This window comes from Bordetella genomosp. 8, from assembly GCF_002119685.1.
GTDB lineage: Bacteria > Pseudomonadota > Gammaproteobacteria > Burkholderiales > Burkholderiaceae_B > Bordetella_C.
In genome coordinates this window covers 768,632-781,519 of sequence record NZ_CP021108.1, presented here as the reverse complement: position 1 = coordinate 781,519, position 12,888 = coordinate 768,632, and the positions used below count along the sequence as shown (strand labels likewise).

Annotated in this window: 14 protein-coding genes; 7 read left to right on the top strand and 7 right to left on the bottom strand. The window is 66.8% G+C overall.

What is annotated here, in order from left to right:
* Positions 1-85 precede the first annotated feature (85 nt).
* From CAL12_RS03505 to CAL12_RS03480, 6 genes are all read left to right on the top strand, one after another.
* Positions 86-1,153, top strand: coding sequence for a LacI family DNA-binding transcriptional regulator (locus tag CAL12_RS03505; RefSeq protein WP_232464693.1), 1,068 nt, complete (start codon positions 86-88; stop codon positions 1,151-1,153).
* Positions 1,154-1,226: 73 nt separating this feature from the next.
* Positions 1,227-1,733 (top strand): 2,4'-dihydroxyacetophenone dioxygenase family protein, encoded by a 507-nt coding sequence (locus CAL12_RS03500; protein WP_086063214.1) that lies wholly within the window; start codon positions 1,227-1,229, stop codon positions 1,731-1,733.
* Positions 1,734-1,858: 125 nt separating this feature from the next.
* Positions 1,859-2,839: a Bug family tripartite tricarboxylate transporter substrate binding protein gene (locus tag CAL12_RS03495; RefSeq protein WP_086063213.1), complete on the top strand. Its 981-nt coding sequence runs from the start codon at positions 1,859-1,861 to the stop codon at positions 2,837-2,839.
* A 37-nt stretch (positions 2,840-2,876) separates the two neighbouring features.
* Entirely contained in the window at positions 2,877-3,311 is a 435-nt protein-coding gene (locus CAL12_RS03490; RefSeq protein ID WP_086063212.1) for an ester cyclase, read from the top strand.
* Between the two features lie 10 nt (positions 3,312-3,321).
* Positions 3,322-4,077, top strand: a complete 756-nt coding sequence (locus CAL12_RS03485) for an SDR family NAD(P)-dependent oxidoreductase (protein ID WP_086063211.1) — start codon at positions 3,322-3,324, stop codon at positions 4,075-4,077.
* A 9-nt stretch (positions 4,078-4,086) separates the two neighbouring features.
* The gene (locus CAL12_RS03480) at positions 4,087-4,881 is read left to right on the top strand and encodes an SDR family NAD(P)-dependent oxidoreductase (protein ID WP_086063210.1); all 795 of its coding nucleotides are present in this window, start codon (positions 4,087-4,089) and stop codon (positions 4,879-4,881) included.
* 23 nt (positions 4,882-4,904) lie between these two features.
* On the opposite strand, the gene CAL12_RS03475 is transcribed toward CAL12_RS03480, so the two are convergent.
* On the bottom strand, positions 4,905-5,843 hold the full coding sequence (locus tag CAL12_RS03475; protein WP_086063209.1) for a LysR family transcriptional regulator: 939 nt from the start codon (positions 5,841-5,843) through the stop codon (positions 4,905-4,907).
* Between the two features lie 224 nt (positions 5,844-6,067).
* Here CAL12_RS03475 and CAL12_RS03470 point away from each other — a divergent pair, with 224 nt between their 5' ends.
* The gene (locus CAL12_RS03470) at positions 6,068-7,432 is read left to right on the top strand and encodes an MFS transporter (RefSeq protein WP_232464692.1); all 1,365 of its coding nucleotides are present in this window, start codon (positions 6,068-6,070) and stop codon (positions 7,430-7,432) included.
* 16 nt (positions 7,433-7,448) lie between these two features.
* Here CAL12_RS03470 and CAL12_RS03465 read toward each other — a convergent pair whose 3' ends face one another.
* The 6 genes from CAL12_RS03465 to CAL12_RS03440 all read right to left on the bottom strand — a co-directional run bounded on the left by CAL12_RS03465 (position 7,449) and on the right by CAL12_RS03440 (position 12,672).
* The gene (locus CAL12_RS03465; protein ID WP_086063207.1) at positions 7,449-7,808 is read right to left on the bottom strand and encodes a RidA family protein; all 360 of its coding nucleotides are present in this window, start codon (positions 7,806-7,808) and stop codon (positions 7,449-7,451) included.
* 30 nt (positions 7,809-7,838) lie between these two features.
* Entirely contained in the window at positions 7,839-9,230 is a 1,392-nt protein-coding gene (locus tag CAL12_RS03460; RefSeq protein ID WP_086063206.1) for an NAD(P)/FAD-dependent oxidoreductase, read from the bottom strand.
* A 1-nt stretch (position 9,231) separates the two neighbouring features.
* Positions 9,232-9,576, bottom strand: coding sequence for a (2Fe-2S)-binding protein (locus CAL12_RS03455; RefSeq protein WP_086063205.1), 345 nt, complete (start codon positions 9,574-9,576; stop codon positions 9,232-9,234).
* Complete coding sequence (locus CAL12_RS03450; RefSeq protein ID WP_086063204.1) at positions 9,566-10,696, bottom strand: NAD(P)/FAD-dependent oxidoreductase; 1,131 nt, start codon at positions 10,694-10,696, stop codon at positions 9,566-9,568. Before CAL12_RS03450 ends, CAL12_RS03455 begins: the two co-directional genes overlap by 11 nt.
* Positions 10,697-10,705: 9 nt before the next feature.
* On the bottom strand, positions 10,706-11,686 hold the full coding sequence (locus CAL12_RS03445; RefSeq protein WP_086063203.1) for a Bug family tripartite tricarboxylate transporter substrate binding protein: 981 nt from the start codon (positions 11,684-11,686) through the stop codon (positions 10,706-10,708).
* 98 nt (positions 11,687-11,784) lie between these two features.
* Positions 11,785-12,672 (bottom strand): LysR family transcriptional regulator, encoded by an 888-nt coding sequence (locus tag CAL12_RS03440; RefSeq protein ID WP_086063202.1) that lies wholly within the window; start codon positions 12,670-12,672, stop codon positions 11,785-11,787.
* Between the last annotated feature and the right edge of the window lie 216 nt (positions 12,673-12,888).

Here is a 12,888-nt window from a genome sequence, read left to right as displayed (position 1 = left end):
CGAGCAATGCTCCTCGTCACAGCTACCCTGCGCCACCACCAGGATTCTTACGCACGACACCATGCCCAATGCTCCCAAACCCCGAGTGACTATCCGGGACGTCGCCCGCCAGGCTGGCGTCTCCATCGGCACGGCCTCGCGGGCGCTCAACCGCGCCGGCCGCGTCAGCGACGACACCATCGCGCTGGTGACGCAGGCGGCGCGCCAGCTGGGCTACGCGCCGGACGGCGTCGCGCGCAGCATGCGCACGCGCAGCACCGGCGTCGTGGGCATCCTGGTTTCGGATCTGTCCAACCCGCTCTACGCCGCCATCATCACCGCCGCGGAAACGGCGTTCCGGGCCGCGGGCTATTCCCTGCTGGTGGCCAGCACGCATAACCGGCAAGCCACCGAACGCGACCTGATAGACGTATTCCGGGGCCGCCGCGTGGACGGCCTGATCCTGGGCGCCTGCGAAATCGAATCGGCCGACATGCTCAGCCGCCTGGCGGGCGATATCCCTATCGTCGCGCTGGATCGTGATTTCGGGGCCGACTGCTCGGGTGTGCACGTCGACCACTACCATGGCGCCCTGAAGGCCACGCAATACCTGCTCAATCTCGGGCACCGCCGCATCGCGCTCTTCACGCCGGGCGCCCGGCTGCGTCCGGGCCGCGAGCGGATCGCGGGCTTCCGCGATGCCTATACCCAGATGGGGCTGAAGCCCGGTTCCGACCTCGTGCGCATGGAACGCTCGGCCATGGAATTCGCCTTCAGCGAAGCGCTGGCCCTGCTGTCAGCCGACACGTCGCCCACCGCGTTCATCTGCCTGAGCACCCGCATCATGGCGGGCGTGCTGCAGGCCATCCGCCACAGCGGGCGCGGCATACCCGACGACGTCAGCGTGGTCGGCGTGGGCGATAGCGATATCTCGCAGCTGGTCAGCCCGAACATCACCACCTTGACCTGGAACCTGGGCACCGTGGGCGCGGCCGCCGCCGACCTGCTCCTGAAACAGCTGGAAGGCCAGGAAAGGCGGCCCGCCGGCGAACGCGTGCTGATCACCACGGAGCTGATGCTGCGCGATTCCTGCTCCGCCCTGGATTCCGCCGCGGCGCCAGCCGGGCAACGGTTCGCCGCCAAGGAGGCGCGGCGCGCGCCGGCGCGACGGTAGCGCGCATCGGCACCGCGCGGCCGACAGGCCGACACCCCACAGAAAAACCGCGCCAGTGCGCAGAGGAGACACCATGACGCAACCCACCCCCACCACCAGGCAGGACCGGCTGCTGTCGGTCAATATCGACGACGGCCATGCGCTGCCGGGCTCCGCGCCCGGCTCCACCATCATCCCGCTATTCCTCGATCGCGAGAATGGCGTCTGGGTGCTGTACGGCAAGTTCGAGCCCGGCACGCGCCTGCCCACGCACTTCCATACCGGGGTCGTGCATTTCTACACGATCAAGGGGGAATGGCATTACCTGGAATATCCCGACGACGTGCAGAAGGCGGGCAGCTATCTGTTCGAACCAGGCGGGTCCGTGCATACGTTCTGTGTGCCCGAGACCGCCAGCCAGGCCGCGGAAGGCTTTATGGTCGTGTTCGGGGCGAATATCAATTTCATCGACGGCGAATTCGTGGGTATCCGCGACGCCGGCTTCATCGAGGATGCCATCCTCGAATCCGCGCGCCAGGCCGGGCTGCCCATCCCGCGCTATATCCGACCCAAGGGCGGCGCGGAATTCACCCGCGACTGAAGCGACCGTTTTCCGCTGTTTTTTTACCCTGCTGCGTAAACGTTTCCACAACGGATTCACAGGCTTCCCCGACGGGGACCTGCCGCGCGGCGACATACCTATAGCAATAACGAGGAGACAACCCCATGCCTGCATCCTTGCGCAGATCCCTGCTTGCGACGCTGTTGTTAAGCGGTACCCTGGCCTGCCTGCCGCAGCCGGCCCGCGCGGCCGACTACCCTACCCGCCCCATCACCCTGGTGCTGCCTTTCGCCGCGGGAGGCGGCGGCGACGTGTTGGGCCGCATGCTGGCGGAAAACTTCAGTGGCCGCCTGGGCCAGCCCGTCATCGTCGAGAACCGCCCCGGGGCCGGCGGCGTCATCGGCACGCAGTACGTCGCACGGGCCAAGCCCGATGGCTACACCATCACCATCGGTGGCATGACCACGCATCTGCTGGCGCCCATCGTGAACCACAGCGTGCAATACGACCCGCTCAAGGACTTCGTGCCGATCGGCGGCATAGGCAATTCCCCCATCGTCATGCTGGCGGCGAACGATTTCCCGGCCACCAATATCGCCGAACTGAAGGCGCTGGAAGCCAAACGCAGGCAGCCGCTGCAGTACGGCAGCTGGGGCCCAGGTTCCACCGGCAATTTCTGTGGCGAGATCCTGGCGCTCAAGGCAGGCCTGCGGATAGAGCATGTGCCCTATCGCGGCACGACGGAAGTCATCACTGCCCTGATCGGCGGGCAGATACCCGTCGGCTTCGTCGACATGGCCACGGCAGTGCCGCAGGTCCGGGGCGGCAAGCTGAAGGCGCTGGCCCTGTGCACCAAGCCGTCGCCCAGCCTTCCCGGCGTGGGGGGCTATGTCGACCAGGGTATCGACTTCGATCGCGCGCTCTCCTGGGTGATGTACGCGCCGGCCGGCATACCGGCGCCGGTGCTGCAAAAGTTGTCGGACGCGCTGGCCGCGGCGCTGCGCGACGAATCCGTCCGCGACCGCCTGCTTTCCCTCGGCATCGAGCCGGGCTTCGTCCCGAGCGCGCAGGAGCACGACATTCTGAAGCGCGACTACGCGAGCTGGAAGCAGATCGCGGACGAAGCGCGCATCCAGATGCAATGACGAAGGCATCGCGAACCATCCACAGACAGGAATTTCCATGACCGTATCCCTGCAGGAAGCCCGCATCGAGGTCGTGCGGCGGCACATGGCGCTCGAATGCGTCCAGGATTGGGACGGCGTGCTGGACACGTTCCAGCATCCCCGTTATGAAATGCACGGCAGCGGCGCCGTCTATGACGGCACCGACGCCGTGATGGGTTACTTCGAATCCTCGCGCGCCGCCTTCCCCGACCTGATCAACGACATCATCTGCATCGCCGCCACGGGCGATACGGTGCTGGTCGAGTTCTGGCTGCAGGGCACCCACCTGGGACCGCTGGTCGCGCGCGGGCAACGCTACGAGCCCACCGGCCGCAGCTTCCGCGTGCGCATGGCCGCCAGCTTCGAGTTCGCGCCAGGCACCGACAAGATCGTCTGCGAACGGCCCTATACGTCGGTGGACGCGAAGCTGATCGCCCTGCAACTGCTTTGAGGAAAACACGATGAAGCTGCTTCAAGACAAGGTCGCCATCGTGACGGGCGCGGCCCGCAAGCGCGGGATAGGCCTGGCCACGGCGCGGCTGTTCGCCGAACACGGCGCGCGCGTCGCCATCCTGGACCTGGATCCCGAGGAGACCCGCCAGGCCGCCGCCGAACTCGGCGACCCGCACATGGGCCTGGTGTGCGACGTCACGCGGCGCGAGGAGTGCGACGCCGCAATACAGGCCGTGGTGCGCCGCCATGGCGGGGTCGACGTGCTGGTCAACAATGCCGGCATCACGCAGAAGCGCGGCATCATGGAGGTGACCGACGAAGACTACGCGCGCGTGCTGGACACGAATCTGCGCGGCGTGCTGCATATGTCGCAGGCGGTGATTCCCCAGCTGAAGTCGCGCGGCGGCGGCAGTATCGTCTGCATCAGCTCGTTGTCCGCGCTGCAGGGCGGCGGGGTCTTCGGCGGCAGCCACTATTGCGCTGCGAAGGCCGGCATCCTGGGATTGGTCCGCGCCATGGCGCTGGAACTTGGGCCGGACAACATCCGCGCCAATGGCGTGGCGCCGGGACTGATCCTGACCGACTTCTCGCGCGGCGGGACCTCCGACGAGTACAAGCACGAGAAAGCACGAAGCTTCCCGCTGCGCCGTGTGGGCCAGCCTGGCGATATCGCGGGCGCCTGCCTCTACCTGGCCAGCGAACTGGCCGCCTATGTCACCGGGGTCACGCTGGACGTCAACGGTGGCGCCTACATCCGCCCGTAAGGACGCGACATGAATGGTCGATTGAAAGACAGGATCGCCGTGGTCATGGGTGGCGGCGCGTCCGCCCCCGAGGCCGGCATCAGCAACGGCCAGGCCGTCGCGATCACCTTTGCCCGCGAGGGCGCCAGCGTGGTCGTGGCCGACCTGCAGCTGGCCTCCGCCGAAGCCACCGTGCGGATGATCCGCGCGGAAGGCGGCGAGGCCCACGCCATCCAGGCGGACGTCAGCCGGCACGACGACGTCAGGCAGGTCATCGCCTACGCGGCAGAACGATGGGGACATCTGGACGTGCTGCACAACAACGTCGGCATCGAATACCTGGGCGGCCCGGTGGACACGCCGGAAGAAGCCTGGGACCGAGTGCACGACGTCAACCTCAAGAGCGTGTTCCTCGCCTGCAAGGAGGCGATTCCCTTGATGGAGCGACATGGCGGCGGCAGCATCATCAACGTATCGTCCACCGCCAGCCTGCGCTATGCCGGCGTGCCCTACCTGGCCTACAACTCGTCCAAGGCGGCGTTGAACCATGTCTCCCGCATCATCGCCCGCCAGTACGCGCCCCAGCAGATACGCTGCAACGTAGTGGTGCCGGGATATATGGACACGCCCCACATCCGCACCCTGTACCGCCACCTGCCCCCCGATCGCTTCGACGAAGTAATGCGGGAACGCGACGCAAAATGCCCGATGGGTCGGCAGGGAAGCTGCTGGGATGTGGCGCGCGCGGCCTTGTTCCTGGCGTCCGATGACGCGACCTACGTGACCGGGACGCTGCTGATGGTGGATGGCGGCGCCTCGATATAGCAGCGGGACGGCGCTCCTGGCGGTCAGGTCCGTTCGGTCGGAGGCGCCACCGGTTCGTCGAGGGGACGGCAGATGTCCAGCACCACGCCGCGCAACCAGCGGTGCGCGGGATCCCGATCCAGGCGCGGATGCCACATCTGCGACACAGTGATGGCCGCGGTGGGCATGGGCAGCGGAAAAGCGCGCAGGCTGCCGCGCTCGCGCAGATGCTCGAAGTAAGAGGCAGGGATCGACGCCACCAGATCGGTGGCGGCCGCCACCGACAAGGCAGTGTTGAAACTGGGCACCACGACCGCCGTATTACGCGCCAGGCCGAGGCCCGCGAGCGCGTCGTCCACCGGACCGGCGGTGCGGCCATGGCGCGAGGTGACCACATGCCCGCAGGCGGCGTAGCGTTCGACCGTGATCTCCGATTCGGCAAGCAGCGGGTGGCCGTCGCGGACGACCGCGATGAAGCGGTCGCGGAACAGCGCCTGCACGAGCACCTCCGGCCCGGCCTCACCCAGCACGCCGATGTCCAGGTCGAGCAGGCCCTCGCGCAGCGGGCGGACATCCTTGTCCGGCTTGGGCGCGAAGCGCAGGCGGACAGCGGGCGCCACACGCGCGATACGCGACACCAGGCGATGCGCGAATGCTTCGATGAAGCCATCGTTGGCGCGTATCGTGAACAGGTTCTGCAGCGTACCCGGATCCAGGTCCACGCCGGCGGGCTGAAGCACCGCGCGCGATTCCTGCACCAGGTCCCTGACGCGGTCGCGCAGTACGAGCGCACGCGGGGTGAGCACCATGCCGCGCCCTGCCCGCACCAGGAGCTGGTCCGCGGTTGCTTCGCGCAGCCGTGCCAGCGCACGGCTCATTGCCGACTCGCTCAGGCCCAGGCGTTCAGCAGCCTTGGCGACGCTGCCCTCGGAAAGCAGCGCGTTCAACGCCAGCAATAGGTTCAGGTCGGCTTCGGTCGGCATGGCGGGAATCTAGCACGGCCTCCGAGGGTTGGAACAGGCGCCGCATGCAAGGACAACTTGCGCGCCACGCGCTGGGCAAGCGTGGTGCTCGCGCCTAAGCTGACCTGACGCGATGTACCCCGCCCTCGAGGCCATTTCCATCAGGTACTCCCTATAGGTATCCGCTCATGTTGCCGTCCATGTCTCGCCCAGTCCCCTCTCCCTCTCCCAAGATCGCATCATCCATGCCGAGCCAACAGCCGGCCGATGCGCAGGACACCGACGGCCTGCCCCTGCCGCGGCGCATCGCAGCCGTTGCCGCGGTGCTCGGCGGCGGCGTACTGGTCGTGCTGGACGGCGCGATCGCCAATATTGCGCTGCCGGAAATCTCCCGGCAATTGCAGGCGACGCCCGCCGATGCGATCTGGATCGTCACCGCCTATCAGCTGGCGGTCGTCATGTTCCTGTTGCCGGCTTCGGCGGTGGGAGAAAGGTACGGGTATCGCCGTATCTTTGCCGGAGGCGTCGCCCTTTTTACCGTGGCGTCCGTCTTGTGCGCGCTGGCGCCATCGCTGCCCTGGCTGGTAGCCGCGCGCTGCCTGCAGGGCCTGGGCAGCGCGGCCGTCATGCCGCTGGGACTGGCCTTGTTGCGGTTCACCTATCCGCGTCACCTGCTGGCGCGCTCGATCGCCTGGAACGCGCTCGCCGTGGCTGCCGCTTCGGCAGCAGGGCCGACTATCGGCGCGCTGATCCTGTCCGCGGCAAACTGGCCGTGGCTATTCGCGGTGAACCTGCCGATAGGCATGTTGGTGCTCGCAGCCTGCGCGGCCCTGCCGACGCCTGCGCCTTCGAATCGCCGCGTCGATGCCTGGAGCATCGCATTGAATGCCGCCATGTTCGCTTCGTTCGTGTTGGGCAGCGACCGGGTGGTCATGCAACCGGGCCAAGGTGGCGCGCTGCTGGCCTTTGCGCTGATCTGCATGGTGCTGTTGGTGCGGCGCGAGACGTCCCAGTCCGCGCCATTGATCCCGCTCGACCTGCTGCGCGTGCCCTCGTTCCGGGCGTCGATCGTGGCGTCCGTGTGCTGCTTCACCGGGCAGATGGCCGCCTTCGTCGCACTGCCGTTCTACATCCAGCACGAACTCGACCAGAGCGCCGTGACCGCGGGCCTGCTGATGATCCCCTGGCCGCTGGCGGTGATGCTGGCCGCGCCTCTGTCGGCGCGCCTGGCCCAGCGGGTGCCGGGCGCCTGGCTATGCGCGGCCGGAAGCGCATGCCTCGCCAGCGGTCTGGCGATGTGCGCCCTGTGGCCCCTGCACGGCAACCCGGCGCTGCCAATCGCCGTTTTCACCAGCATCGCCGGACTGGGCTTCGGCTTTTTCCAGACGCCGAACAACCAGAACATGCTGCTGTCGGCACCCAAGGAGCGCAGCGGCGCGGCCGGCGGTGCGCAAGGCACGGCCCGGCTTACCGGCTTGACGCTGGGCAGCCTGTTGATGAGCTTGATGTTCGCGCTGCTGCCCTCGCACGACGCGGTGCACTGGGGGCTGGCGTCCGCGGCCCTGGCCGCACTGGGCGGCAGCGTGGCCAGCCTGTCCAGGCGCCGGTGACCCGCCGGCAGGCGGCCTAATCCTGGCCCACGGCGGCGGTGACGATGATCTCGACCAGAATGTCCTTGGCGGCCAGATCGCATTGCGCGGTGGCGCGGGTGGGCGCCGCGTTCGGCGCGGTCCAGGCATCCCAGACCTCGTTCATGCCGGCGAAGTCGCGCGCCAGGTCCTTGATCCAGATCTGCGCGGTCAGCAGGCGGCTCTTGTCCGTACCGGCTTCCGCCAGGAATTTCTCTATCTTGGCCAGCGTCTGGGCCGTCTGGCCGCGTATGTCCTGGCTGCGATCGTCGGCGGTCTGGCCACCCACGAAAACCATATTGTTGTAGACCACTGCGCGCGAGCGGCGGGTGTCGGTCGCGATGCGTTTGATTTCCATGTCTGAGACTCTTCAGGGAAGGTTGAAAAACTATTCTTCGAGATTGGCGAGTTCGCCCAAGGTGATGGGCTTGATCGGCGGCCGGATCCGGTAATAGCCGACGTCCTGCGGGCTGACCTTGCGCTCGTCCGCGATGACTTCGGTTACCGTCAGCCCGCAAAGGCGGCCCTGGCATGGCCCCATCCCGCAGCGGCCGAAGGCCTTGGTCTGGTTGGGTCCCAGGCAGCCGACCTCCACGTATTTGCGGATCTTCCCGGCGTTGACCTCTTCGCAACGGCAGACAATGACGTTCCCGTCCGGCGGAATGCGATGATCGTCCAGCGGGCGATACAGCTGGTCCAGGAAGGGCCGGATACGCACATGCTTCCGCAACTCGCCCTGCAGTTCGGCCTTGCGCCGCTGCATCGCCTCGGGTTCGGCGCGCCGCAAGCGGCGGGCGATATCCAGCGCGGCCAGGCGGCCTTGCGTAGCCGATGCCTTCGCGCCCACGATGCCCCGGCTGTCGCCCGCGATATAGATGCACGTGTCGTCGATCTGTCCGTAGGGATCCGTGCGCGGAATCCAGCAGAGCTGCGCCTCGTCCCACCGATGTTCGGCGCGTAGCGACCAGCTCAGCTGCGTATTGGGGACCACGCCCTGATGCAGCAGGATCAGGGAAGAGGCAATGCGCTTCCGGCTGCCCTTATGCCGGAAGGCGATGGCCTCGGCCCTGTCGGCGCCTTCGATGGAAAATTCGCTTGCGCCCGTGTAGGTTTCAACGCCGTGCGCGCGTATCGCCCTGAGCATCTTCGCGCCCTTGGCCAGGTCATTCCAGCCTCGCATTGCGCGGAAAAGATGCGGGGCGGCGCGCAGGTAGTCGGCCGTGCCGGTCGTCTGCACCAATGCCTTGATCTTCAGCCCCGCGTCCAGGTACTGCTGGGCCAGGAGCAGCAGCAGCGGCCCGCATCCCGCGATGACGACAGGTTCGGACGGGATCGCACCCGACGCCTTGTACAGGATCTGCGCCGCACCCGCGCCCATGACGCCGGGCAAGGTCCATCCCGGGACGGGGAAAGGACGCTCCATCGCGCCACTGGCAAGCACGACGGCCTGCCCCCGCACCGTTTGGCCCCGGCCTTCCCGCAGATAGGAAACCGTCCTGTCCCGATCGACGTTCCAGACCGCGGCGCCGGTGCGGTGCACCGCGCCGCAAGCGGCGAAGGACTCGGCCAGGGCGGCGCCGGCGGAATAATCCGCGCCGAGGACCTTGCGCCTGTGCGCCGGCGCGTCCTGGATGGACCGGTAGATCTGCCCACCCAGGCGCTGCTGTTCATCCAGCACGACGACGCTCAATCCGGCGCGCCGCGCCTCTATCGCCGCGGACAGCCCCGCCGGGCCAGCCCCGACCACCACCAGGTCGAATCGCTCGACATTCGCATCCATATCAGTCCTTCTCGCTCGACGTATCAAGCTCGGTGGCGCCTTCCTGGCGCCTGACCACCATTCCGTCGCGAACCGGCACGAGACAGGACTGCCGGCCGGGACGGCCGTCTATCTCCACGAGGCATTCGAAACACACACCCATCATGCAGTAAGGCGCCCGCGTCGCGCCGGACACCGGCGTGGACCTGAACGCGCGCACGCCCGACATCAACAGGGCCGACGCAACGCTGACCCCTTCCGGCACCGCCAGGGCCTTGCCGTCGAATTGGATGCGGACAGTTTTCGCGCCGCGTATGTCTTCCGGCACGAACAGGGAAATGGCGGTCTCTGGATCGTTAGTGCGCATTGCTGAACTTCCGGTTGGGGTCGAGGAAGCGCTCCCCGGCGAACTGCTCCAGGTCAGGCGGCGGCGTCTTGACGCCCGCAATCCAGGGGGCAACTTCGAACGCATGCGAACCTGCCAGCGATACGCCGCTATGGCTGGTCACCACGAATGCGCCGGGGAACCGCGCCGATTCCTGGTAGATCGGCGCGCCATCGGGCGTCATCACACGAAGCGCCCCCCAGGCGCGCACCAGTTTCACGGTGGCCAGCAGCGGAAAGGTCGTCACGGCGCGTTTTGCTATCCATTCGATGGCGGACACCGTCGTGCCGTCGTCCAGGCCCACGTCCTCCACGGAGAACCCGAGCTGGACCGTCCCTTCCGCCGTCTGGCGCGCCTTGTTCGTCGGATACGGCAGGAATGTCTTCAGCCGCTCCGTAATCAATACCTGTCCCCGGTTGGCCACGACCGGCGCATGCAGCCCCAGCTGCGACGCGAGCGCATCGTTGCTCAAGCCCGCGGCCAGCACGATCCTGTTCCCCGTCCAGCTGCGTCCGTCGGCCGACCTGGCCTGGAAGCCCGAAGACCCGTGCGTCTTGACCTCGCGGATATCGACGCCGTTGCAGATGCGTCCGCCACGCAGCTTCAGCCCGGCATGCAGGGCGTGCAGCAGTTTCAGGGGATTCACGTGGCCGTCCAGGGGGCACCAGCTGCCGCCCACGACTTTCGGGCCGATGGCGGGCAGGCGCGCCTTGAGCTGCGCGTGATCCAGCATCTCGAACGGAGTGCGGCCATCGGCGTTGATCTCGGCCAGCATGGCCTCGCGTTCGACCATTTCCTTTTCGCTGAAACCCATCCAGAAGCCGCCGTTCTGCCGCAGGTCGACATCGACGCCGGTCAGTTCGGCCAGCTCGCTGGCCAGCGGACCCCAGTGGTCCACCGCATCGCGGCTCCACCGGGCATAGCGGGGGAAGCCGGCGCCTTTGCTTTGCAGCCAGACCAGGCCGAAGTTGCCGCGCGAGGCGCGATGGGCGACATCGCCCTGATCCAGCAAGGTCACGGCGCCGCCGGTCCGGGCTATCCCGTATGCAATGGCGGCGCCGACCAACCCGCCGCCTACGACGATGATTTCATTCGAGGACATACGACTTCGCTACTCGAGCGTGATGTGATTGCGCCTGATCACTTCGCCCCAGCGGGCGCTGTCGGCATCCAGCATCTGCGTGAACTCCGCGATGGAGCCCGGCGCCACCGTCGCGCCCAGCGCGGCGTGCTTCTTGATGACCGCGGGATCGGCAAGCACCGCGTTTATCTCGCGATTCAGCTTTTCCACGATGGCCGGCGGCATATTGGCCGGACCGACGACACCGCCCCAGGTTTCCATCTCGAGCGCCGGGTAGCCGGCTTCGCGGATGGTGGGCACGTCGGGGAGCATGGGCGAGCGATTCGGCCCGGTAATGGCCAACGCGCGGATGCGGCCCGCCCGCGCCTGCGGCTCCATGGACGTGAAGTTGCTGAACATCATCTGGATCTGCCCGGTGGACAGATCGAGTTCGGCCGCGGGCGCGCTCTTGTAGGGAACATGGGTCAATTGCGCGCCGGACAGATTCGCGAACAAGGCGCCGAGCACATGCAATGCGGTGCCGGTGCCAGTGGAGCCGTAGAACAATGCGTTCGGGTGCGCCTTGGCATAGTCCACCAGCTCGGCAACCGTCTTTACGGGCAGCTTGGGGCTGACGCCCAGCAGATTCGGCTGCGTCCATTGCCTGGCGATGGGCGTGAAGTCCTTCGCGGGGTTATAGGGCAGCGACGTCGCGGTCAACGCGGTGACGGTGTACGTCGCCAGGTTGGCATTGCCGATGGTGTAGCCATCGGGAGCGGCCTTGGCGACGATGTCCAGACCGATCGCACCCGAGGCGCCCGGCCTGTTTTCGACGATCACAGGCTGGCCCAGGCGCTTGCCCAGCCCGTCCGCCAGCACGCGGGCCGTACCGTCCGCCGCGCCGCCCGCGGCGGCATTGACGATGAACCGGATGGGCCGCTCGGGCCAGTCGGCCTGCGCCGCCGATGCGGCAAAGACTATCCCCATTGAAACGGCCGCGATCCACGGCCGACGCGCGATGCTCCAGGACATCAGGATCCCCTTGAAATTTATTGAGGCTCCATCCTAAAAAGTCGGCGCGTCCACATCCATGGACCTCAGGTGATCAACCCATACCTGGATGTTATGTTTCAGCCATGCGCCGCGGCGACCAGCCGTATAAGCTCGCGTGCGGGCGCCGACATCCGGGTATCGCTCATCGCCGTGGCATAGACGGTGTAGACCATGGATGGCCGCAGCGGCAGGGTCAAGCCGCCACGTTCCCGATGCTTGATGCCCGTCAGGCGATCGACGACGGCGACGCCCAGGCCTTCCAGGCACAGATCGCTGATCGACTGGAAAAGCGAGGCTTCCGCCATGGCGTCGACCCGCACGTCGTTGGCCCGCAGCCAGGCATCCAGGCGTGGCCGGAACGTACCGGTCGGCGAGATGAAGGGCAGCTGGCCCAGTTCTTCCACATCCACATGGGTGGCGCAAGGATCGAGCCAGGCCGCCGTACCGATGCAAACGCAATCCGCCGAAAACTCGGCCACGGTCTCCAAGCCAGCCAACGAAAACGTGTCCGCGGTCAATCCTATGTCGGCCTGCCGCGTCTTGACGTGGCGCGCCACGTCGGCGTATGAGCTGACCTGCAGGCTGATCAGCACATCGGGAAATTTCTTGCGGAGCTGGGCGACCACCCGCGGCATGATCGAGTGCCCGATGGACGGTATGGCGCAGATGCTCAGTTGTCCCAGTTTCTGCTTGCGCAGCTGGGCCGAAAAATCCACGATCTGTTCCAGGCCCAGGAAGGACTGCTGAACCTTCGCCATCAAGGCCTGCGCTTCATCCGTGGGCTTCACCGTGCGCCCACTCTTGTCGAACAGCGGGAAACCTATCGATTTCTGCAGGTCGGCGATCAGCCGGCTCATGGCCGGCTGCGATATTCCCAGCGCGTCGGCACCGGCGCCGATGCCTCCGTGCAGCATGGCGGCCTGGAAGGCCTCGATCATCCGGTAGGTGACAGTCCGCTGGTTCATTTATCCCGTGAAAAAACGCTAGAAGACGCCGGGAACCGCTGCCGGCCCAGAATTCCCGCCATTTTCTCATCCCTGCACCGGATGGAGCCTGTGTCGCTCGCTGATCGCCGCGCCCACGCCGGCGGAGGCGCAGCTGTATGTGCCGGTGCATGCGACGGGCATGGCCGCGGGCCCGCGCCAGACGAGATCGCGTCGGTTACCTAATGCGCGCAAGTT